We start from the raw sequence: 22,086 nt of genomic DNA, 5'->3' as shown, positions 1-22,086 counted from the left end.
TAATTTTTATTGCGGTTCGGACGACGAGGGGCAGGGCGATGGATGCGAGATGGGTGATCGGCCTCACCGGCTTGGCCCTGGCGGGATGCTCGCCCGCCGAGACCGCCGTCACGCCGGAACCGCCCCTGGTGCAGACCATAGCGGTCACGTCCGCCACGGGGGCGGTCGCGCGCTATACCGGCGTGATCCGGGCCCGCACCGAGAGCAACCTCGGCTTCCGCGTCGGCGGCAAGATCTTCGAGCGCCTCGTCGATCCGGGGGACCACGTGCGCATCGGCCAGCCGCTGATGCGCCTCGACCGGACCGACTTCACCCTCGCGCTCAACGCGGCCCGCGCCTCCGTCGAGGCGGCCCGGGCGCAGATGATCAAGGCCAAGGCCGACGATGAGCGCAGCCGCAGGCTCGTCGGCGACGGCTGGACCTCCAAGCAGACCTACGACCAGAACAAGGCCGCGGCCGACGCCGCCATCGCCCAGTTCGCCAATGCCGAGGCGCAGGCGAGCCAGATCGCCAACCAAGCGGGCTATTCCGAGCTTCAGGCCGATGCCGACGGCGTCGTGATGGAGGTGCCAAGCGAGCCCGGACAGGTCGTCGCCGCCGGCCAGACGGTGGTGAGACTCGCCCGTGACGGAGCCCGCGAGGCGGAGGTGTTCCTGCCCGAGGGGAGCCGGCAGCTCGCGACCGGCGGCGCGTCGGCGACCCTGTATGCCGAGGGCGAAAGGACCTATCCGGCCAAGCTTCGGGAGCTGTCGGCGACGGCAGACCCCGCCACCCGCACCTACCGGGCCCGCTACATCCTCTCCGGCGGCGGCGAGGCCGCGCCGCTCGGGGCGACGGTCACCCTCCGGTTGAAGCCAGCTCAGGCGCAGCCGACGGTATCGGTATCCGTGCCGCTCGGAGCCCTGTTCGACCAGGGCGGCGGCTCGGCCGTCTGGCGCTACGATGCCGACACGCAGACCGTCGCGGCGCAGCCCGTCGCCGTCGCGCGCCTGTCCGAAGAGAGCGCGGAGGTCGCCTCGGGCCTGAACCCCGGGGACCGGATCGTGGCGCTCGGCGCCCACCTGCTTAAGGGCGGTCAGAAGGTCCGGCAGGCCACCGCGAGCATGACGGAGGTCGGTCGATGAGCGCCACCGGCTTCAACCTCTCGGCCCTGGCGGTGCGCGAGCGCGCCGTCACGCTGTTCCTCCTGCTGGCGGTCACCGCCGCCGGCTTCTTCGCCTTCGAGAAGCTCGGGCGCGCGGAGGATCCGACCTTCACCGTCAAGACGATGGCGGTCACGGCCGCGTGGCCCGGCGCGACCACCGCCGAGATGCAGCGGCAGGTCGCCGACCCGCTGGAGAAGCGCCTGCAGGAACTCGTCTTCTACGACCGGGTCGAGACCACGGTCCGCCCCGGCCTGACGCTGATGAAGGTGTTCTTCAAGGACAGCATGCCGCCGGCGAAGCTCCAGTCGGAATTCTATCAGGCGCGCAAGAAGCTGTCCGATCAGGCCTCCGGCCTGCCGCGCGGCGTGATGGGACCGCTGTTCAACGACGAGTTCTCGGACGTCTACTTCGCGCTGTACGCGCTCCAGGCGCAGGGGCTGCCGCACCGGCACCTCGTGCTGCGCGCCGAGGACCTGCGCCAGCGGCTCCTGCGCGTGGCCGGCGTCGAGAAGATCAACATCCTCGGCGAGCAGGCTCAGAAGATCTTCGTCGAGGTCTCCTACCAGCGGTTGGCGACCCTCGGCATCACCGGCCAGCAGCTCCTGGCCGCTCTGGCCAACCAGAACGACGTGACGCCGGCCGGCTTCGTCGAGGCCGACGGCCCGCGCGTGTACCTGCGCCTCGACGGCGCCATCGACGGGCTCGACGCGATCCGCAACCTTCCGGTGGCGGCGGGCGATCGCAGCCTCAAGCTCGGTGACATCGCCGAGGTGAAGCGCGGCTATGAGGACCCTAAGACCTTCGCGATCCGCAACGACGGTGAGCCGGCCCTGATGCTGGGCCTCGTCATGAAGCCGGGCTTCAACGGCCTCAGCCTGGGCGAGGCGCTCAATGCCGAGGAAGTCGCGATCCATCACGAGCTTCCGACCGGGGTGACCTTCACCAAGATCACCGACCAAGCGAAGGTCATCGACGACGCCATCCACGAGTTCATGGTGAAGTTCTTCACCGCGCTCTCGGTGGTGATCTTCGTCAGCCTCGTGGCGCTCGGCTTCCGGGTCGGCATCGTGGTGGCGCTCGCCGTCCCGCTGACCCTGTCGGCCGTCTTCGTCGTGATGATGGTCACCGGGCGCGACTTCGACCGCATCACGCTCGGCGCCCTGATCATCTCGCTCGGCCTCCTCGTGGACGACGCCATCATCGCCATCGAGATGATGGTGGTGCGCATGGAGGAGGGCTACGACCGGATCGAGGCCGCGACCTACGCATGGCGCTCGACCGCCGCGCCGATGCTGACCGGCACCCTCGTCACCATCGCGGGCTTCCTGCCGGTCGGCTTCGCCGCCTCCACGGCGGGCGAGTATGCCGGCAACATCTTCTGGGTGGTGGCGTTCTCGCTGATCGTCTCGTGGATCGTGGCCGTGACCTTCACGCCCTATCTCGGCGTCAAGCTCCTGCCCGACATCAAGAAGGTCGAGGGCGGCCACGAGGCGATCTACGCCACGCGAAACTACGAGCGCCTGCGCCGCGTGGTGCGGAGGTCGGTCGACCACAAGTGGACGGCCGCCGGCATCACCGTGGCGCTGTTCGCGGTCGCGGTGGTCGGTATGGGCAAGGTCGAGAAGCAGTTCTTCCCCAATTCGGAGCGATCCGAGCTCATCGTCGAGGTGACGCTGCCAGCCGGTTCTGCGTTCGCCACCACCGAGGCCAGCGTCAGGACGGTCGAGGCGGCCGTGCGCGCGCTGCCGGAGGCGCGCGAGATCACGAGCTACATCGGGCAGGGCATGCCGCGCTTCGTGCTCTCCTTCGACCCCGAACTGCCCGATCCCGCCTTCGCGCAGATCGTCGTCCAGACGGCGGACGCCCAGGCCCGCGACGTCCTGCGCGGCAAGGTGCGCGAGCTCGTCGACGAGGGCCGCTTCCCCGAGGCCCGCGTGCGGGTGTTGCAGATCGTGTTCGGGCCGCCGGTGCGCTTCCCCGTGGCCTTCCGCGTGGTCGGACCCGACCTCGACGTCATCCGCCGCATCGCCGCCGAGGTTCGGGACGTCATGATGGCCAACCCCAACATGCGTCTCGTCCACCTCGACTGGGGCGCCAAGACGCCGAGCCTGCACCTCGCCCTCGATCAGGAGCGGTTGCGCCTGATCGGCCTGACCCCGAAGGAGGCCGGCCAGCAATTGCAGACCTACCTCAACGGGACGCCCGCGACCCAGGTCCGCGAGAACCTGCGCTCGGTGGATGTGCTCCTGCGCAGCCCCGGCCCCGAGCGCCGCTCGCTCGGCGACATCGGCGATCTGACGCTCGCCACCAGGGACGGGCGGCAGGTGCCGCTCTCCCAGGTCGCGCATCTGGACAGCCGCAACGAGGATGCGGTGCTCAAGCGCTACAACCGCGAGAGCTACATCCGCGTGCAGGGCGACGTTCTCGACGGCAAGCAGCCGCCGGACATCCACGCGCAGATCTTCCCGCTCCTCGACGCGATCAAGGCGAAGCTGCCGCCGGGCTACCGCATCGACACGGCCGGCTCGGTCGAGGAGAGCGAGAAGGCGATGAACGCGCTGGTGACGGTCTTCCCGCTGATGCTGATCGTTACGCTGACGGTCATCATGCTGCAGGTGCGCTCGTTCACGACGATGTTCATGGTGTTCGCCACCGCGCCGCTCGGCCTCGTCGGCGCCGTCCCGACGCTGCTGCTCTTCCACCAGCCCTTCGGCTTCAACGCGATCCTCGGCCTGATCGCGCTGTCCGGCATCCTGATGCGCAACACCCTGATCCTCGTGGATCAGATCCACCACGACCGCGCGGCGGGGCTGTCGGATTACGAGGCCATCGTCGAGTCGACGGTACGCCGGGCCCGCCCGGTGATCCTGACGGCGGCGGCCGCGATGCTCGCCTTCATCCCGCTGACCCACTCGGTGTTCTGGGGCGCCTTGGCCTACGTGCTGATCGGCGGCGTCGGGGTCGGCACCGTGCTGACGCTGCTGTTCCTGCCGGCCCTCTACGCCCTGTGGTTCCGGGTGGCGCGGGAGCCGCGTGGCGCGGCAGCCGCCCCCGCGGCCGCGCCCGCGCCGGCCGGTCCTTGAACCGGGATCAGCCCGCACGACGCTCGTCCTCCGGGGCGTCCCGAGATCGTGCGTTCAGATCCTGAAGGTGCGGTGCGTCGACCGGCCTGCGCTTCGCCCCCTCGCGCAGTCCGGTCGATCGCTCGCGAACGGATCGTCGGTCGTCTTGCGCCATCCGCCGCGTCGCGGACGCGGATCGATCGCCGTCCCTTCAATAAATGACTCATCGCATCTATGTGGGTGGTGGAACGGCGCGAGGTCGCAGGATGCCAAGGGTCTCACAGGAACAAGCCAAGCTGAACCGCCAGCGGGTCGTCGAGGCCGCCTCGGCCCTGTTCCGGGAGCGCGGCCTCCACGGCATCGGCGTCGTGGACATCATGGCTGCCGCCGGCCTCACCCATGGCGGCTTCTACGGCCAGTTCGCCAACAAGGATGCCCTCGCCGCGGAAGCCTTCGATGCGGCGATCAGCGCCGAGTATTACGCGAACCTGGATGCCTTCATCGAGAACTACCTGTCCCTCGGGCACGTACGGACGCCGGGGCGGGGCTGCCCCGTCGCCGCCCTGGTGAACGATGTCGGGCGGGAGCCTCCGGGAAGCGCCGTGCGGGCGCGCTTCACCCAAGGGGTCAAGGGTCTCGCCGGCCTCATCGCCGACCGGTTGCCCAAGGCTTCGAAGGAGCGTCGCAGGCAGCGGGCCCTGATCGCCCTGTCGACCATGGTCGGAGCGGTGGTGCTGGCGCGGGGCGTCGACGACGAGGCGCTGGCCGACGAGCTGCTTCAGGCGGCGCGCTCGCACATTGCGGGCTGAGACGGTCCGAAACTGCGCTTTCCGGTGCCGGTCTCTCGGTCTCGGCACGAACGGCATCGAGGCCCGTCCGGCGTTCTAAAAGATGTATCTCGTAATTTATAAGCCTGCGGGCCTCCATGGGCGCAGAGCTGTTCCGTGTCGACGTCAAGGATGGGGCAGCCGGTCGGGTCACCAAGCTTGGAACCACCGGCCCGCTGGAGTTCCCGGACGCATTGCGAGCCTTCGAGGGCGGATTTCGGACGGTGGAGGGCCGTGGAGCCCTGAGCCGCGTCACGGTCAGCGGTGACGTTGCCAAGATCGAGCCCCTCCGACATGTCGCCGGTCCCACGGGCGACACGGTCCTCGGTGACAAAATCCGGGTCGCGGAGGATCCGTTGGGGCTCATGTCCAGACCGGCCGATGGCGGACGAGACGCTCCGAGCTTTCATCTGCGGTCGCCGGACGCCGAATAGCGCGTCGCCCGGCTCCCCCCGACCCATCAAGAGTTGCGGCACGGCAGCCATGGTTCAGGAAGGCCCCCACGCGGGGCACGACCCGTCCCGAGCTTTGGATCAGGCGTCTTTTAGATTGTCATACACATCTATTTAGATTATTGCCGACATCAATCGACGACCATCCGGGTCGACGTTTGCGATCGATCCCGGATGAGTGCCCGCAGCGATTGGCAATCCCCCGGAGGTCCTCGATGGCTGACGACGGTGTTTCGGGCACGCACGCGCCGTCACGACGGAGGGTCGTCGCGTGGGCCGATCCCCGGTCCATCGCCGTGCCGGGTCAAAGCCTCGCGGGACTCGACTTCCTGCGCTCGCTCATAGCTGGAGAAATCCCGTCTCCGCCCGTGATCCAGCTGCTCGGGATCGAGTTCCTGTCGGTCGAGCCGGGTACGGCGACGATGCGCATGCCGGCCGCGGAGCACCTCTTCAACCCGCTGGGCTGCGTCCATGGCGGGTCCCTTGCCACGCTCCTCGACAGCGTCATGGGCTGTGCCGTGCACGCCACCTTGCCGGTGGGACGCGCGTACACGACGCTCGAGTTCCAATTGAATTTCCTGCGGGCGGCCACCGAAAGGTCCGGCCTTCTGACGGCTGTCGGGCAAGTCGTTCACGCCGGTCGGCAGCAAGCCGTGGCCGAAGGCCGGATCACCGACGAGTCCGGACGCCTCGTCGCGACCGCGAGCACGACCTGCCTCCTGTTCGATCGGCCCGGGGCCCGGACGCCGCCTACCGTCGACTGATGGCGCAGGTCCTTACCGCCCAAGCGCCGCTGATTTGGCCGGGCGCTTCAGTCCGGCCGCGTCGTCCGGCCTCAGTCTCCGCGTCCTGCGTCATGGACGAGACGCGCCTGAGGCGCGGAGGGGGGGCGGCGGCCTTCAACCGCTGCCGTGGCGTCGTCCCCATTCCATGAAGCCGTGAGGCCCCCATCGTGGACATCCGAACGCGTCGCGTGCTCGAGGCGCCCCTCCTGCCGACCCTGGCCCGAATGGCCGTGCCGAACGTCGTGGTGATGGTCGTCCAGACTTCCATCGGTCTGATCGAGACCTACTTCGTCGCCGGGCTCGGGACCGACGCCTTGGCCGGCATGGCCCTCGTCTTCCCGGTGGTGATGCTCGTCCAGATGCTCTCGGCCGGCGGCATGGGCGGCGGCATCCAGTCGGCGGTCTCGCGCAACCTGGGCGCCGGACGGCTCGCGGAGGCCGGCCTTATCGCTTGGCACGCCGCCGCCATCGGCCTCGGACTTGGCGTTGTGACCAGTCTTCTCGCGTTGCCCCTGGGACCGGGCCTCTACGCGCTGATGGGTGGAACCGGTGGCTCGCTCGAGGCCGCGACCGCCTACGCGAAGGTCGTCTTCGGGGGGGCAATCCTGATCTGGCTGTTCAACGCACTCTCGGCGGTGATCCGCGGTACCGGCAACATGGCGCTCCCGGCCGGCGTCACCTGCGTCGGGGCGCTCGTGCTGATCCCGCTCTCGCCCGCGCTGATCTTCGGCTGGGGGCCGTTCCCGAAGCTCGGGGTGGTGGGCGGAGGCGTCGCCTTCGCGGGCTACTACGCCGCCGGCTCCGCCGTCTTCGCCGCCTATATCTGGTCCGGTCGCGGCGTGCTGCACCCGAGCCGGGGTCTGCCTCGGCTGGCCTGGACGCCGTCCCGCGAGATCCTCCGCATCGGTCTGCTGTCGGGCATCGCCAGCATGACCTCGAACGTCACGGTCATCGCGGCGACCGGCTTCGTCGGGACGGCGGGGCCGGCGGCCCTCGCGGGATACGGCACCGGCACGCGGCTGGAATATCTCCTGGTCCCCCTCGTGTTCGGTCTCGGCTCGCCGATCGCCGCCCTCGTCGGCACCGCCCTCGGCGCCGGGGATCACGCGCGCGCCCGACAGGCCGCCCTGACCGGGGCCATCGCCGCCGGCGTCCTGACGGAGGCCATCGGCCTCGCGGCCGCCCTGTACCCGGCCGCGTGGCTCGGCCTGTTCGGGGGCGATCCGGCGATGCGCGCCACGGGCGCCTCCTACCTCCGCATCGTCGGGCCGTTCTACGGGTTTTTCGGGGCTGGCCTCGCTCTCTACTTCGCCGCCCAAGGTGCCGGTCGCGTCGGCTGGCCGCTCACCGCGAGCCTTCTCCGGATGGGCGTGGCGCTGGGAGGAGCCTGGGTCGCGGCATCGCTCGGTCTCGGTCTGCCGGGGATGTTCGCTGCTCTGGCGGCCGGGTTCGTCACCATGGGCCTCGTCAACGCGACGGCCTTCGCGGCGGGCAGGATGATCCTGATCAAGGCTGCCCCCGGGATGCTAGTTGCGTCCCGGACCCTCGCGTCGGGAGCGGGCCTCGAACGCCCGGTCGGGTCGTCCGGACCGGAGCCGGTGCGCACGACCTGACGCGTGGCGTCGTGACGACGCGATGCCGACAGGAAGCCGAAGGCCCTATCCCGGGAACCGGGTCAACCCGGCAACGGGCGGCATGATACGCCGTCGCCTTCGCGTTCGAAGCTCAGACGTCTCCACCGAGGTGCCACCGAGGGGCATCCTGTCCAGCCCGGTGCGCCAACGCACCGAGCCACCAGACCAACGCCGTTTCCGCTTGTCAGGTTAAATTACATATATAATCTATTTTGGCGGGTCGACCTTCTGAACCGCCGCCGCGGAGAAGAACATCGTGAACCAGACATCCAGCAAAACCGCCATCGTGACCGGAGCGTCCTCTGGCATCGGACTCGAAACCGCCAGGGCCCTCCGGGCCGCCGGCTACCGCGTGTTCGGGACGAGCCGGAAGCCCGTCCCCGCCGCGGACGCCGCTATCCGGATGCTCGCCTGCGACGTCACCGACGACGCGTCCGTCGCCGCCATGATCGAGACCGTCTTCGGTGAGACGGGCCGCATCGACCTGCTGGTCAACAACGCCGGCTTCGGCATCAGCGGTGCCGCCGAGGAATCCTCCATCGCGCAGGCTCAGGCCATGTTCGACGTCAACGTGTTCGGCATCATCCGGACGATCCGCGCCGTCCTGCCGATCATGCGAGCCCAGGAGAATGGCCGCATCGTCAACATCAGTTCGGTGATGGGCCTGATCCCGGCGCCGTACATGGCCCTGTACGGCGCCAGCAAACATGCGGTCGAAGGCTACTCCGAATCGCTGGACCACGAGGTCCGCGGTCAGGGCATCCGGGTCGTGCTCGTCGAACCGGCCTTCACGCGCACGGCTTTCGACCGGAACTTGGTCCGGTCCGACACGCAGCTCGACGTGTACGACCTCGAACGCGCCGGGAGGGACCACTTCATCAGCGCGGCCATGAAGACCGCGGATGCGCCCGAAGTCGTGGCGACCGTCGTCCTGACTGCGGCGACGGCGGCGGCGCCGAAGCGCCGCTACACCGCCGGATCCAAGGCGCGGCAGATCAGCCTGCTGCGCAGGTTCGTGCCGGCGGGTGCCTTCGACAAGAGCTTCCGCAAGGAGATGCATCTGCCCGCGGTGCCGTGACGTCGAGCGGCGCGGGGGCCCCACCGGCGCGACCGGTATCCGGCCTGCGGGTGTAGCCCGCGCGTATCCGGCGGATCCCGGATGCACGTAGGGAGCGGGTGGGCCGGTCCGAAGGCGACTGAACCGTCCGCGCCGTCACGCGCGCCTCCTGACGGCGCCGGACACTCGCTCACCCCCACCTCACCCCATCGTCACCGCGTCGAGGGGGGCCACGAACGTCAGCACCGCTCCGGTCGGCGGATAGGTGAGATGTGCGGTGCCCCCGAAGCCATGCGCGAGGCTGCGGGCGATCAGGCGGGTGCCGAAGCCTGTGCGGGTCGGCGGGGTCACCGGCGGTCCGCCGGTCTCCACCCACCGGAACCCCAGCACCAGGCCGCCATCCGCCTCCGAGACGTCCCAGCTGATGCCGACCTGTCCGGCGGCGACCGAGAGCGCGCCGTACTTGGCGGCGTTCGTGCCGAGTTCGTGCAGCATGAGCGCCAGCGTCATGCCGTGGCGCGGTCCGAGGGTCAGTTCGGGGCCCGCGACCTGGAACCGGTCCGCCACGCCGTCCCCGTGCAGGGCGACCGCACCCGCCACCAGGGCCGGCAGGGACGCCCGGGCGAAGGAACCCTGGAGAAGCACGTCGTGGGCTTGGGCCAGGGCGAGCAGCCGGGCGGCCAGGGCATCGCCGGCGGCTTCCAGCGACGGCGCCGTGCGCATGGTCTGGGCCGCCACGGCCTGGACCAGGGCCAGAGTGTTCTTCATCCGGTGGGCCAGTTCCTCCATGAGCAGGGTCTGCCGCGCCTCGGTCAGCTTCAACTCGGTGATGTCGCGCGATACGGCGAGGATGCGTTCGGAGCAGCCGGGGGGCGCGCCGATCGGCGTCACGGCCACGTCCCACCACCGCACCGTGCCGCCGGTCTCAAGCTGGGCCTGGAACCGGCTCGTCCCGCCCGTCCGCGCCCGGTCCAGGGCCTCGACGACCACGGCGCGGTCCTCCGCGCGGGTCCAGACGTCGATCCACGGGCGGCCGATCACCTCCGCCTCGTCAGGCGCCCCGAACAGGGCCGGGCCGCCGGCGCTGGCCGTGATCAGGCGGCCACCGCGGTCGAGCAACTCCAGGTAGTCACTGGCGGTGCCGCGGCCGGGCTGCGCGCCGTCGCGCCGCCGGACGGGATCCTCGGCCCGCTCGGCGAGACGGCCGGCCTCGACGCGGCTCGCGGCCTCGACGATGCGGCCGAGCCGCCGGCTGCGCTGACGCTCCCGGTCCGCCTGCGCGGTGGCCTGCGCGAGCAGCGCGCGCAGGCGCCTGTTCTCCGATTCCAGGATGTCGAGGCGCAGGTCCGCCCCGTCCATCCCCGGCAACACGAGGCCCGCATCCATCGCCCGCCCCCTCGTCTGCCGGCGGTGCGCCCATGCGCGGCGCCCGGCTGGAGGTCCACCGATCGCGCGGGACGGCGACGGCATGTCGGAAGCCGGGCGTCACCGGCGGCTTGAACCGCTTCTGGTGGCACGCCCCGCCCGCGACCGGGCGACTCGTTGGATGTCTCACGCTAGCACGGCGGAGGGGATCGTCAATCGATCTCCGTATTTGCCGGCCCGCGAGACGGTCCAAGCTCTGTCGAGTTCGTGACCGAACCGGCTACTTGTTTCTCATCAGCAGCACGAGCCAGCCGATCCCGAGCACGAAGATAATCAATCCGATCGAGACGAAGACCGGCGTGCCGAGGTCGATCAGCCGCGGCGCGAGCTGGGTCGCGAAGGCGGCCACGACCAGCGCCACGGCGACGCGCGCGGCGGCGCGCTCAATGCCGCGGGTGACCTTGTCGAGGCCCTTGATCTCGATCTCGACGGTGACGCGGCCCTGCTTCAGCCGCACCAGCATCAGGTGGATCAGGGTCGGCAGCTCGGACGCCGCGCCGTAGAGGCCCACGCCCAGGGCCTCGGCCTTCTGCTTGAGGGCGGAGAGCGAGAACTGCGTCTGCATGCTGGCCCGGACCGTGGGACCGGCGGCGGCGAACAGGTCGAAACTCGGGTCGAGGTGGCGCATGACGCCGTCGGCGGTCACCAGCCCCTTGAACAGGATGGCGAGATCGGTGGGCATGGCGAGGTCGTTCTCGCGGGCCATGTTCATGAAGTCGGTCAGCACCAGCCCGAGATTCAGCGGGATCGAGGAGTGACTCTCCACGAAGGACTGGGCCGAGACCTGAAGGCGGGTCAGGTCGGGGTTGCTGGTGCCGGTCCAGTCGAGGAGCACGGCCATCAGGCCGTCCGCGTCCTGCTTGAGCATCGCACCGATCAGCACGAGGAGCTGTGAGCGTCGCCGCTGCGACAGGCGACCGATGATGCCGAAATCGATGAAGCCGATCCGGTTGCCGGGCATCGCCAGCATGTTGCCGGGATGCGGATCGGCGTGGAACACGCCCTCGATCAGCGCCATCTGCAGGAACGCGTCGGTGCCCTTCTGGGCGAGCAGCTTCTTGTCCACCCCGGCCGCGCGCAGGGCCGCCTCGTCGTTGGGCGGGATGCCGTGGATGAAATCCTGCACCAGCACCCGCTCGGAGCAGTACTCCCAGTGGATCTTCGGGAAGACGATGTCGTCGCGGTCCTCGAAGATCTGGGCGAGCAGCTCGCAGTTGCGCGCCTCGTTGAGGAGGTCGAGCTCGCCGTTCAGCCCCTCCGCGAGGTGGCGCATCTGCTCCCGCGGCTGGTAGCGGGCCATGTCGGGCCACTCGTTCTCGACGATGCGGGCACCGTGGGCCATGAGGCGCAGGTCCGCCTCGATGATCTTGCGCAGGTTCGGACGCAGGACCTTGACGATCACGTCCTCGCCGGTGTGCAGCCGCGCCCGGTAGACCTGGGCGATCGATGCCGAGGCGATCGGGTCCGTGTTGAACTCGGCGAAGACCTCGTTGGGCGACGCGCCGAGATCCAGCTCCAGCTGCGGGCCGATCTGCTCCCACGACACCGGCACGACCTGGCTGTGGAGCTTCTGCAGTTCCTCGGTCCAGGCCGGGGACAGCAGGTCCGGCCGGCTCGCCAGCACCTGCCCGAACTTGATGAAGGTCGGTCCGAGCGCCTCGATCGCCCGGCGGAGCCGCTCGGGCTCGGACAGGCGGGTGACGTCGACCCGGGGCTGGCGCCGCGGCAGCAGCGGCAGGTAGCGCAGGCCGAGCCGGTCCACGACGCGCGTGACGCCGAAGCCGATGAGGATCGTCGCGATCTCCGACAGCCGCTGACGGTCGCGGGCGGCAACGAAGGCTGTCTTCAGCATGAAGGGGGCGATCCGGTCGGACGGGATTGGGCGTCCGGACAGCACGAGCATAAGGACTTTTTTGCGGTCGCGATGCCCGCGTGGACCGTCAGCGGCACGATATCGCGCGGTCGGACGGGCGGCGCCGGAGGCCGCGCGCCGCGCCGCCGCAGGTCGCTTCGCCGCGCTGGGGAGGTCGAAGCGGATCCGGCCCTCCCCATCGGATGACGGGTCAGAACGCCGGTTCCAGACCGCTCGCGCGGTACGCCGCGGCGGCCTCCGGCGTCGTCAGGCCGGCCAGGAAGCGGGCTGCCCCGGCGCGGTCGGTCGCGCCGCGCAGGATCGCCGCCGCGAAGGTCGTCACCTCCTGCACCGGCTCGGGGAAGGGCCCGACCACCTCGATGCCCGGCACCACCATCAGTTCGCTGATCTGCTGGACCGCGATGTCGGCCTCGCCGGAGACGAGTTTCTCCGCGGTGAAGCCCTGGGGAATGATGGTCGCCCGCGCGTTGACGGCCTCGGCGAGGCCGAGCCGCGGGAGGAGCCCGGCGAAGTAGATGCCGCTGGCGCCTGCGCGTGAATAGGCCACGGAGCGCGCCTCCGTGAGGGTGCGCTTCAGCGCCTCGACGGTCGTGATGTCCGGATGCGGCGCCCCGGCCTTCACGGCGATGCCGTAGCGGGAGCGCACCGCGTCGATCCGGGTCTCCGGCTCGACGCGGCCCTCCGCGACCAGCCGGTCCATGGCGTCCGACAGAACCAGCACCGCGTCGGCGGTCTCGCCCGCTTCCAGGGCTTTCATGATGACGGTGGTCGGCGCCCAATGGATGGCCGCCCGGGCTCCCGACGCCTCGAAGGCCGGCACCACCTGGGCGTCGAAGGCGCCGCGCACCACCAGGGCGCATTTCAGCCGCGTCGCGTTCTGCTCGTCTGCCATGCCGAATTCCATCATCCCGTCTGAGAAACCGCCGGCCTGACGAAGCGTCAGGCCGCGCGTGGTTTGTACGGTCCGCGATATCGCGTGCAGCAACATCGGATGTGTCAAGCGTCGGCGCGCAGGTGAACGCGGCCGCGGGCGTATCCGGGCGCGGTGAAACGCCCGTTCGAGGCCGGCCCGGCCCGGCGAAAGCCGGTCCTCCCGGCGCGATCCGCTCAGTCCGCGGCGAGGCCCCTTCCGGGCCCCCAGGCGCCCAGCGTCGGCTGATCGGCGGGGCTCAGGGTCTCGTCGAGGGCGGCGACGTCCGCCGGATCGACCGGAATGCCGATCAGCGTGCGCACCGCCGCCCATTCCGGCCCATCCTCCACCGCGGCGAGGGCGTCGCGGTCGAGTGCGGTGATCCGTCCCCGGTCGAGCCGCAGGATCGCCCGGCCGGTCTCGGCCTGCACGAAGCGGACGGCCGCCATCCGCCGGACGCAGGCGTGCAGGAACCCGGTATTGGCGGCCGCCGACAGGTCCGCCCCTTTGAAGACCGCATCGGGCCCGCGGGCGAAGATGTCGACCTTGCGGAAGCGGTCGATGTCGATCAGCCCCTTCACGTCGAGGATGTTGAGGATCCCGTCCGCCCAGAACGCGATGGTGCGAGGGCGCTGGTCGAGCGGCACGCTGTTGTCGAGGAACTCGCACACCACCTGCTTGTCGCGGGCGAGCGCCCAGTTGAAGAACAGGCGCGGCATGCCGGTATAGGCCTCGACGTTGTGGGCCAGCAGGTCCTCGACGGCCTTGTAGCGCCCGAACAATTCGCCGCGCTTCCAGGCCCGCTCCACGGTGTCGGCCGGAGGCGTGACCATGAATTGCATGTAGACCCGGTCGCCGAACCGGGTGAGCAGCTGGCCGCCGCCGTCGGAGCCGGCCTCGGCCTGGAAGCTGTCGAACCGGAAACGGTCGATGAGCAGGTTCGAGATCCGGCGCTCGGCCGCCTTGCGGGTGACGTAGCGGTCGAGCTTCATGTCGACGATCTCGACCTCGTAGCCCGTCAGCGTTCCGGCGTAGCGGGCGGCCGGCCCGAGGCTGTCGTAGTCGAGGAGATACTTGCGCCAGACATCGGGGGTGATCACCGCGAAGTCGGACCACGCCATGCCGAGGCGCCGGGCAAGGCCGAGCTGGTAGGGGCGGATCGTGCTCTTGCCGGAGGCCGAGGCGCCCTTGACGTTCATCACGACCGGATGGTCCTGCGGCGCAAGGCGGCGGTAGCCGCGGGCGTCGACCACCGCGGCGATCCAGGGCTCGATCTGCTCGCCGATCCGGCGGCTGCCGTAGCCGTTCGAGACCAGCGTCCCCGCGAGGGCACGCAGGAGGGCCGCGTCGCGGATGACGGCGTTCTGACGGGCGATGAGGCCGGACACCACCGTGCGCAGGGCCTCGCAGGCGGCGATCTCCAGGCCGTCGCCGGATTCGGCGGCGCGGCGCTGCCAGGTTTCGAGATGGCGCAGTGCCCGCGTGGCGAGATCCTCCCGCGGGGCTTCGGCCGCCGGCGGGCGGCGTCCGAGGAGACGGTCGAGCCAGCGCGCCTCGGGTGGCGCCGCCGCCGGCCGCTCGTCCAGGATGGCGGCGATCTCGCGGGCGAGCACCGCATCGGCCTCGGCGCGGATCCCGGCGAGGGCGGCCTCGACCTCGCCGAGGCGAGGCTCGACGCCCTCGCGCAGGATCGTGGCGACGATGGCCCGGAAGTTCACCCCGAGATCCGCGTAGACCGCACCGACCGGCACGGACAGGTCCGACATGACCCGGATCAGGACCTCGTGGACGACGAGGCGGCCGGGCCGGAAGCGGGTGAGCTGGCGGGCCGGCAGCCCGCAGAGGTCGCTGAGGTCCAGGGCGTCGCGGAGCGGCGTCTCGACGTGCTCTGGCCGGTAGACGGTGACGAGCGGCAGGAAGGCGGAGGGCAGGTCGGACCGGACGCCCGGGTTCCAGGGCCCGATCGGGGGTTCGGATTGATGGGCGACCGCATCCATCATGGTCGCGTCTCCCTTCCCCCTCTGCCGGGCGGGGTGGCTCCCGGAGGGTGTCGGGCCGAGACCTCGCCCCGCCGCGCCCCCTCCCGACGCAGGGGCCACCGCGCTCCGCGGCGGGAGGAAGGGACGCGCGTGGAAGATCCGGCGCGCGCGCCGGGCAGGCCCGACGCCCGCCCCTTCGTTGCGAGCCGGCGAGAGGTCCTAGAAGATCTTCTGGAACCAGCCATGGGCGTCATGGGTGTTGCCCCGCTGGATGTCTACCAGCAGGCTCCGCAGCCGCTGGGCCACGGGCCCGGCCTTGCCGGTCCCGATGGTGAAGCTCTCCTCCCGGCCCTTCACGGTGCCGATCGGCGTGATCACCGCGGCGGTTCCGCAGGCGAAGGCCTCGGTCAGACGGCCTTCCCGGACGTCGGCCCGCCACGCGTCGATCGTGTAGGGCTCCTCCTTCACGGTCAGACCGGCCTCCCGCGCCAGCGTCAGCACCGAATCGCGGGTGATGCCGGGCAGGATGCTGTCCGAGAGCGGAGGCGTGACCAGGGTGCCGTCCTCGAAGACGAAGAACACGTTCATGCCGCCGAGTTCCTCGATGAAGCGGCGCTCGGCCGCGTCGAGGAAGACGACCTGCTCGCAGGCCTGGGCGGCGGCCTCCGACTGCGCCGCGAGGCTCGCGGCGTAGTTGCCGCCGCACTTGGCCGCTCCGGTGCCGCCCGGTGCCGCGCGGGTGAAGTGCTCCGAGATCCAGACCGTGACGGTGCCGGTCGGATCCTTGAAGTACGAGCCCACCGCCGAGGCGATCGTCACGAACAGGTATTCCGACGCCGGCTTGACCCCGAGGAACGCCTCGCTGGCGATCATGAAGGGCCGCAGATAGAGGCTACCATCGGGGGTGTCGGGGATCCAGGCGCGGTCGATCTCGACGAGCTTGCGCATCGCCTCCACGAAGGCGTCCTCAGGGAACGGCGCCATCGCCATGCGCTCAGCCGAGCGGCGGAAGCGCCGGGCATTGGCCTCGGGCCGGAACAGGGCGGCCCCGCCATCGGCGGTCCGGTAGGCCTTCAGCCCCTCAAAGATCTCCTGCGCGTAGTGCAGCACCGCGGCCGCGGGATCGAGCGGGATCGCCTCGCGCGCCTGGATCCGCGCGTCGTACCAGCCGCGGCCGGCCGAGTAGCGCGCCACCACCATATGGTCGGTGAACACCTTGCCGAAGCCGGGATTCGCCATCAGCCCGGCCCGCTCTTCGGCGGTCCGGGGGGCGGGATGACTTTTGATCTCGAACGTCAGGTCGCTCACGGTGTGGTCCTCATCGGCTGAGGTTCTTATGGCGCGCTCCGGCGCGCGAATCTACGGAGCCGGCGCATGATGGTGTCGCCGCGCGTGCGCGTCACTCCGTCGTGGCGATCTCCGACAGCTGAAGCCGGTGCAGGCGCGCGTAGGCCCCACCGGCGGCGATCAGATCGTCGTGCCGCCCGGTCTCGACGACGCGCCCCGCGTCCATCACGGCGATCCGGTCGGCGTCGCGCACCGTCGACAGGCGATGGGCGATGACCAGGGTGGTGCGGCCCCGCATCAGCCGGGACAGCGCCTCCTGGACCAGCCGCTCCGACTCGGAATCGAGGGCCGAGGTCGCCTCGTCGAGGAGCAGGATCGGCGCATCCTTGAGGAAGGCGCGGGCGAGCGCCACCCGCTGCCGCTCGCCGCCGGAGAGCCGGCCGCCTGCCGGGCCGACGCGGAAGTCGTAGCCTTCGGGCAGGGCGGTGACGAAGGCGTGGGCCGCCGCGGCCTGGGCGGCCGCCTCGATCTCCGACCGCGCGGCGCCGGGCCGGCCGAACCCGATATTGGCCGCGATCGTGTCGTCGAAGAGGACCACCTCCTGCGAGACCACGGCCACCGCGGCGCGCAGGGAGTCCAGGGTCACCGCTCGGACGTCCTGGCCGTCGATGGTCACGGCGCCGCCGGTCACGTCGTAGAGCCTGGGGACGAGGTTGAGCAGCGAGGATTTCCCGGATCCCGAGCGCCCGACGAGGGCCGTCACCGAGCCCGCGGGGGCCGCGAGGTCGATCCCCTCCAGGGCGGGCGCGTCCGGACGGTAGCGGAAGTGGACGCCCGAGAACCCGATCGCCCCGGCGGTCACCGTCAGCGGGCGGGCGCCGGGCGCCTCGCGGATGGCCGGCGCCTCGTCCATCACGTCGAAGTAGCGCCGCAGCGCGGCGGCGGCCTCCTGCAGGATGGCGTTGAGGTTCCCCAGCGCCCGGGCCGGCTGTGCCGCCAGCAGGAGCGCCGCCACGTAGCCGGTGAAGTCGCCGACCGTCTTCTCGCCGGCCAGTACCCGCTGACCGACGAGCACCAGCACGCCGGCCACCGCGATGCCCCCGCCGATCTCCAGGAGCGGGTCGAGGCGCCCGCGCGCGTTGGCGGCCTTCATCTTGAGGCGGCGCACCTCGTCGAGGGCCGCGGCGGCACGGCCCTTGAGGTAGGCTTCCATCGCGTAGGTCTTGGCGACGCGGGCGCCCTGGAGGCTCTCGGAGATCAGGCTGGCGGTGGCGCCCATCTGCTCCTGCGTCGAGGTCGAGACCCGCCGGAGCTTCTTGCCGATCCGCCCGATCGGGCCGGCCACGAACGGCACCGTCACGCCGGCCACCAGGGTCAGCACCGGATCCATCCAGATCAGCGCCGCCACGAGGCCGATCAGCATGGCGATGTCGCGCAGCAGCACTGTCGAGATGCGGGTCAGCGCCTCCTTGATGAAGGCGAAGTCGGTGGTGAAGCGCTGAGTCAGCGCCGCCGGGCTCTCGCGGCCGAGCTGGGCGAGGTCGGAGTCGATCAGGTGCCCGTAGAGCGCCGCCTGCATGTCGGCCTCGACCCGGGTGACCACCCGGTTGGTCAGCACCGTCTGGCCATAGAGGGCGAAGCCCCGCGTGGCCGTGACGACGATCACCACCAGCGGCCCATAGGCGATCGCCGCCGCATCCTTGCGGTCGAAGGCGTCGAAGGCCGCCTTGATCAGCGCCGGGTAGAGCCCGGTCGAGGCGCCAACCAGCGCGACCAGCGCCAGCACCACCGCGAGGGTGGCCCGGTGCGGGTACAGCCAGGTGCGCCAGAGCCGGGCGAGGAGGGGAGCCGTGTCGCCGGGGAGGCGCGCCATGAGACCTACCGGGTCGGATCCGTGCCGCCGTCCGAGCAGGATGCGCGGCGGCAGCGGTGTGCCGCCGCCGCCGCCGCGGATCAAGGCTTTTGGTCAGCGGTCCTCGCCGCGCGGCCCGCTGGCGTCGTCGTGGCCGCGGCGCCAGCCGCCGTGCTGGGGCCCGCCCATTGGCCGCGCGAGGATCATGGCGCGCCGCTTCTGGTCAACGTCCAGGCTGGCATAGAGCGGCTGCGACGCGTCGGCGAGCTTGCGCAGGGCCTCGCCGCGCGCGGTCGCGGCATCCGCCATCGCCCGCAGGGCGGCGGGGGCATCGTCGCCGAATCTGGGGCGGTCGCGCATCGCCTCACGGCGCTGCTGGCGCAGCTTGGCCATGTCGCGGATCGCCGTCTCCACCGGCGGCCACAGCTTCTCCTGGTCGCCGGTGAGCTTCAGGCCGGCATGGAGGGCGGCGATGCGCGCATCCGTGAAGGCCGCGCGATCCTCGGGGCTCAGCGCGCTCCAGCGCCCGTGGCCGCGAAAGCCCTCGGATCCTGGCTCGCGCGCGGCGGCGGCGCCCGCGAGACCCAGGCCGAGGGCACCGGTGACGAGGAACGCCGCTCTCAAACGTCGGGACATGGAAACCTCCGTCTCACGCTCGGGGCGCCGTCGCCGCAACGGACTCCGACGGTCGCCCCAGGCTCTCCATCTGGCGCCGGCGATGTATCCCGCTTGTGTATGTAACAATGTTACATTAGGTCAGCGGGACGGGATGGAGCGGGAGGCGAACGGTGCGGCGCGCAGCGAGAACATGGCGGATGGCGGGGCTCGCGATCCTGTCCCTGTGGCTGGGCCTCGCAGGGCCGGCCCGGGCCGCGGGGGAGGGCGCGCCGGTCCGGGTGGTGGCGAGCTTCTCGATCCTCGGCGATCTCATCCGGCAGGTCGGCGGCGCGCAGGTGGCGGTGACGACGCTGGTCGGGCCGGATTCCGATGCCCACGGTTTCAGCCCGTCGCCCGCCGATGCCCGCAAGCTCGCCGAAGCCGACATCGTGTTCGTCAACGGCCTGGGCCTGGAGGGCTGGCTGGACCGGCTGATCCGTGCCTCCGGTACCCGCGCGCCGGTGGTGGTGGCCTCCGCGGGCGTGAAGCCGATCCCCGCCGAAGGCGGCCACGGCGACCATGATCACGGCGGCATGGATCACGGCGGCATGGATCACGCGGGACAGGATCACGGCGACCACGCCGTCGACCCGCATGCGTGGCAGGACCTCGCCAACGTCCGGATCTACGTGGCCAACATCCGGGACGGGCTCGCCAAGGTGGATCCCGGCCACGCCGAGGCCTACCGGGCTGCCGCTGCCGGCTACCTCGCCAAGCTCGATGACCTGGAGCGGGATGTGCGCGCGGCGATCGACTGCATCCCGGCGGAGCGGCGGCGGATCATCACGAGCCACGACGCTTTCGGGTATTTCGCGTCGGCCTACGGCCTGCGCTTCGTCGCCCCCCAGGGTGTGTCGACCGACAGCGAGGCCAGCCCCCGGGACGTGGCGGCGATCATCCGGCAGATCCGCCGGGACCGCGTCCCCGCGGTGTTCCTGGAGAACATCAGCGACCCGCGTCAGATGGCACTGATCGCCCGTGAGAGCGGGGCCCGCATCGGCGGCAAGGTCTTCTCCGATGCCCTGTCGCGGCCGGACGGGCCGGCCCCGACTTTTCTCGACATGATGCGGAGCAACCTGCGGGCGTTCTCGGCGGCGCTGGCGCCCGGCTAGGGCGCATCGGTCCCAGTTTTTCCGACGGCGACGCGACCCGTGATGACCCCGCCGCCGCCCGGGACGGCGCGCTTTCGCCTCTACCGGGTCGGGCATGACATAACGTAAACCGGCGGTTAAGAGGCCCCCACTAGCCTTACAGAACGGGTGCCAGCCGATCCTCGTGCGCGAGGGCTCGAGGCCTTGGGGCCTTGTGAGAACGGCGTGGCTCGGAGATCGCGTGGCTTGGGGCCCTGACCGCTGGCGCTTCTATCGGCTCGTCGGACGCGAGGCGGCGCGGTCGTTCCGTGCCGTCGGCGCCAGCCTCACCGCCCCGCCCGACATCCTCGCCCGGATGCGGGTGACCGGGCTGGTGATCGCCCCGCAGGACCTGCGCACCTCGGACGCGACCTTCGCGGACGACATCTATTCCGGCCTGTTCGTCTTCGCCGGCCGCTCGTTGGCGGCGAGCGGGGGCTCGCCCTTCGACTACGCCGCGCCCTCGTCGGAATGGGCCGACGAGCTCTACGGCTTCGGGTGGCTGCGGCACCTGCGCGCCGCCGACACGGCCCTGGCCCGCGCCAATGCCCGCGCCTTCGTGGCGGATTTCATCGCCGGCCGGGGCGATCCGGCGCTCGCCCGCCAGACGCCGGTGGCGGCGCGGCGGCTGATTTCGTTCCTGTGCCAGTCGCCCCTCGTGCTGGAGGGAGCCGACCACGGTTTCTACCAGAACTTCCTCAAGGTGATCGCTCGCAACGCGCAGCAACTGGAGCGCGACATCCGGCGCGGCGTGCCGCCGCAATGGCGCCTGAACGCCGCGGTGGCGCTCTGCTACGCCGGTCTGTGCTGCGACGGAATTCAGCCGATCCTGCGTCGCGCGACCCGGATCCTGTCGCGGGAACTCGACCGGCAGATCCTGACCGACGGCGGCCATCGCTCGCGCGACCCGCGCTTCGCCATGGAACTGCTGCTCGATCTGCTGCCTCTGCGGCAGAGCTATCTCAGCCGCAGCGTCGAGCCGCCGATGGCCCTGCTGCGGGCCATCGACCGGATGCTGCCGCTGCTGCGGCTGCTGCGGCACCCGGACGCCTCGCTCAGCCACTTCAACGGCATGGGCGCCACCGACGCCGACCACCTCGCGACGCTGCTCGTCTACGACGGCGCGCTCGCCCGGCCGCTGATGCACGCGCCGAATTCGGGCTACGAGCGCCTGGAAGGCGGTCGCGTGGTGATCGTCGCCGATGTCGGCGCGAGTCCGCCGCTGCCCTACTCGCTGAACGCGGGGGCCGGCTGCCTGGCCTTCGAGATGTCGAGCGGACCCCAGCGCATCGTGGTCAATTGCGGCCTGCCGGCGAGCGGGCCGGACCTGCGTCTCCTCGCGCGCTCGACGCCCGCGCATTCCACCGCCACCGTGGCGAACGCGTCCTCCTGCCGGTTTCTGACCCGCACCGGGTGGTGGGGCGAGCGCCAGCTCGCCGACTGGCTGATCCGGCGGCGCGGGTCCGTGGTGCTGAGCGGTCCGTTGTCGGTCGCGGCCGAGCGGGCCGAGGACAACGACAGCGTCGTGCTGGCCGCCCGGCACAACGGCTACGGTCCGGAATTCGGCATCGTGCACGAGCGCCGCTGGCAGCTCTTCGCCGCCGCCGCCCGGCTCGAAGGGCGGGATGCCTTCCTGCGCCAGGGCAAGGGGACCGGCCGCGGGCGGATGCGCGGCCACGACGTGGCGATCCGCTTCCACCTGCATCCCGGCATCGCCGTGCGGGGCGTTCCGGAGGGGCTCGAACTGGCCTCGGCCCTGGGCGAGATCTGGACCTTCCGTGCGGAGAATGCCGAGATCGGACTGGAGGAGAGCGTGTACTTCTCGGGTCTGACCGGACCGCGCCGCACCGACCAGATCGTGCTCCACCTGCGCGTCTCCGAAGACGTCGAGGTGCGCTGGAGCTTCGAGCGGCTGGCAGCCGCGCCGCTGCGGGGCGTGGCGCCGGCCTGACCGGACCCGCTGGCCCGGTTCCCCGTTTCCATGCTACCGCGCCCGAAGATCTCGAATTTC

At 70.9% G+C, this 22,086-nt stretch carries 16 protein-coding genes; 9 read left to right on the top strand and 7 right to left on the bottom strand.

Annotation, left to right across the window (positions count from 1 at the left end; all coding sequences use genetic code 11):
* Positions 1 to 38 precede the first annotated feature (38 nt).
* From MKK82_RS31370 to MKK82_RS31340, 7 genes are all read left to right on the top strand, one after another.
* Entirely contained in the window at positions 39 to 1,124 is a 1,086-nt protein-coding gene (locus MKK82_RS31370; protein WP_238290343.1) for an efflux RND transporter periplasmic adaptor subunit, read from the top strand.
* A complete protein-coding gene (locus MKK82_RS31365; protein WP_238290344.1) occupies positions 1,121 to 4,228 on the top strand; it encodes an efflux RND transporter permease subunit in 3,108 nt (1,035 codons plus the stop codon). The genes MKK82_RS31370 and MKK82_RS31365 overlap by 4 nt, the downstream gene beginning before the upstream one ends.
* Before the next feature lie 245 nt (positions 4,229 to 4,473).
* Complete coding sequence (locus tag MKK82_RS31360; RefSeq protein ID WP_238290345.1) at positions 4,474 to 5,016, top strand: TetR family transcriptional regulator; 543 nt, start codon at positions 4,474 to 4,476, stop codon at positions 5,014 to 5,016.
* Between the two features lie 116 nt (positions 5,017 to 5,132).
* Positions 5,133 to 5,468 (top strand): hypothetical protein, encoded by a 336-nt coding sequence (locus MKK82_RS31355; RefSeq protein WP_238290346.1) that lies wholly within the window; start codon positions 5,133 to 5,135, stop codon positions 5,466 to 5,468.
* 233 nt (positions 5,469 to 5,701) lie between these two features.
* Entirely contained in the window at positions 5,702 to 6,250 is a 549-nt protein-coding gene (locus MKK82_RS31350; protein WP_238290347.1) for a PaaI family thioesterase, read from the top strand.
* Between the two features lie 188 nt (positions 6,251 to 6,438).
* Positions 6,439 to 7,884: an MATE family efflux transporter gene (locus MKK82_RS31345; RefSeq protein WP_238290348.1), complete on the top strand. Its 1,446-nt coding sequence runs from the start codon at positions 6,439 to 6,441 to the stop codon at positions 7,882 to 7,884.
* A 277-nt stretch (positions 7,885 to 8,161) separates the two neighbouring features.
* On the top strand, positions 8,162 to 8,983 hold the full coding sequence (locus tag MKK82_RS31340) for an oxidoreductase (RefSeq protein WP_238290351.1): 822 nt from the start codon (positions 8,162 to 8,164) through the stop codon (positions 8,981 to 8,983).
* Between the two features lie 180 nt (positions 8,984 to 9,163).
* Here MKK82_RS31340 and MKK82_RS31335 read toward each other — a convergent pair whose 3' ends face one another.
* The 7 genes from MKK82_RS31335 to MKK82_RS31305 all read right to left on the bottom strand — a co-directional run bounded on the left by MKK82_RS31335 (position 9,164) and on the right by MKK82_RS31305 (position 18,924).
* Entirely contained in the window at positions 9,164 to 10,348 is a 1,185-nt protein-coding gene (locus tag MKK82_RS31335; protein ID WP_243987918.1) for a sensor histidine kinase, read from the bottom strand.
* A 259-nt stretch (positions 10,349 to 10,607) separates the two neighbouring features.
* A complete protein-coding gene (locus MKK82_RS31330; RefSeq protein WP_238290355.1) occupies positions 10,608 to 12,239 on the bottom strand; it encodes an ABC1 kinase family protein in 1,632 nt (543 codons plus the stop codon).
* 211 nt (positions 12,240 to 12,450) lie between these two features.
* On the bottom strand, positions 12,451 to 13,152 hold the full coding sequence (locus MKK82_RS31325; protein WP_238290356.1) for a molybdate ABC transporter substrate-binding protein: 702 nt from the start codon (positions 13,150 to 13,152) through the stop codon (positions 12,451 to 12,453).
* A 215-nt stretch (positions 13,153 to 13,367) separates the two neighbouring features.
* Positions 13,368 to 15,170 carry a zeta toxin family protein gene (locus tag MKK82_RS31320; protein ID WP_238290357.1) on the bottom strand — a complete coding sequence of 601 codons (1,803 nt, stop codon included), beginning with the start codon at positions 15,168 to 15,170 and terminating at the stop codon, positions 13,368 to 13,370.
* Positions 15,171 to 15,368: 198 nt separating this feature from the next.
* Positions 15,369 to 16,457: a branched-chain amino acid aminotransferase gene (locus MKK82_RS31315; protein WP_238290358.1), complete on the bottom strand. Its 1,089-nt coding sequence runs from the start codon at positions 16,455 to 16,457 to the stop codon at positions 15,369 to 15,371.
* Between the two features lie 91 nt (positions 16,458 to 16,548).
* Entirely contained in the window at positions 16,549 to 18,309 is a 1,761-nt protein-coding gene (locus tag MKK82_RS31310; RefSeq protein ID WP_238290359.1) for an ABC transporter ATP-binding protein, read from the bottom strand.
* 93 nt (positions 18,310 to 18,402) lie between these two features.
* Entirely contained in the window at positions 18,403 to 18,924 is a 522-nt protein-coding gene (locus MKK82_RS31305; protein WP_238290360.1) for a Spy/CpxP family protein refolding chaperone, read from the bottom strand.
* A gap of 179 nt (positions 18,925 to 19,103) precedes the next feature.
* Between MKK82_RS31305 and MKK82_RS31300 the strand changes: the two genes are divergently transcribed.
* Together MKK82_RS31300 and MKK82_RS31295 are read left to right on the top strand one after the other, a co-directional pair.
* A complete protein-coding gene (locus tag MKK82_RS31300; RefSeq protein WP_238290361.1) occupies positions 19,104 to 20,057 on the top strand; it encodes a metal ABC transporter solute-binding protein, Zn/Mn family in 954 nt (317 codons plus the stop codon).
* 220 nt (positions 20,058 to 20,277) lie between these two features.
* Positions 20,278 to 22,026: a heparinase II/III family protein gene (locus MKK82_RS31295; protein ID WP_238290362.1), complete on the top strand. Its 1,749-nt coding sequence runs from the start codon at positions 20,278 to 20,280 to the stop codon at positions 22,024 to 22,026.
* Positions 22,027 to 22,086 lie beyond the last annotated feature (60 nt).

The organism is Methylobacterium sp. E-046, from assembly GCF_022829625.1.
GTDB lineage: Bacteria > Pseudomonadota > Alphaproteobacteria > Rhizobiales > Beijerinckiaceae > Methylobacterium > Methylobacterium longum.
This window is presented reverse-complemented; position numbering and strand designations above follow the sequence as displayed.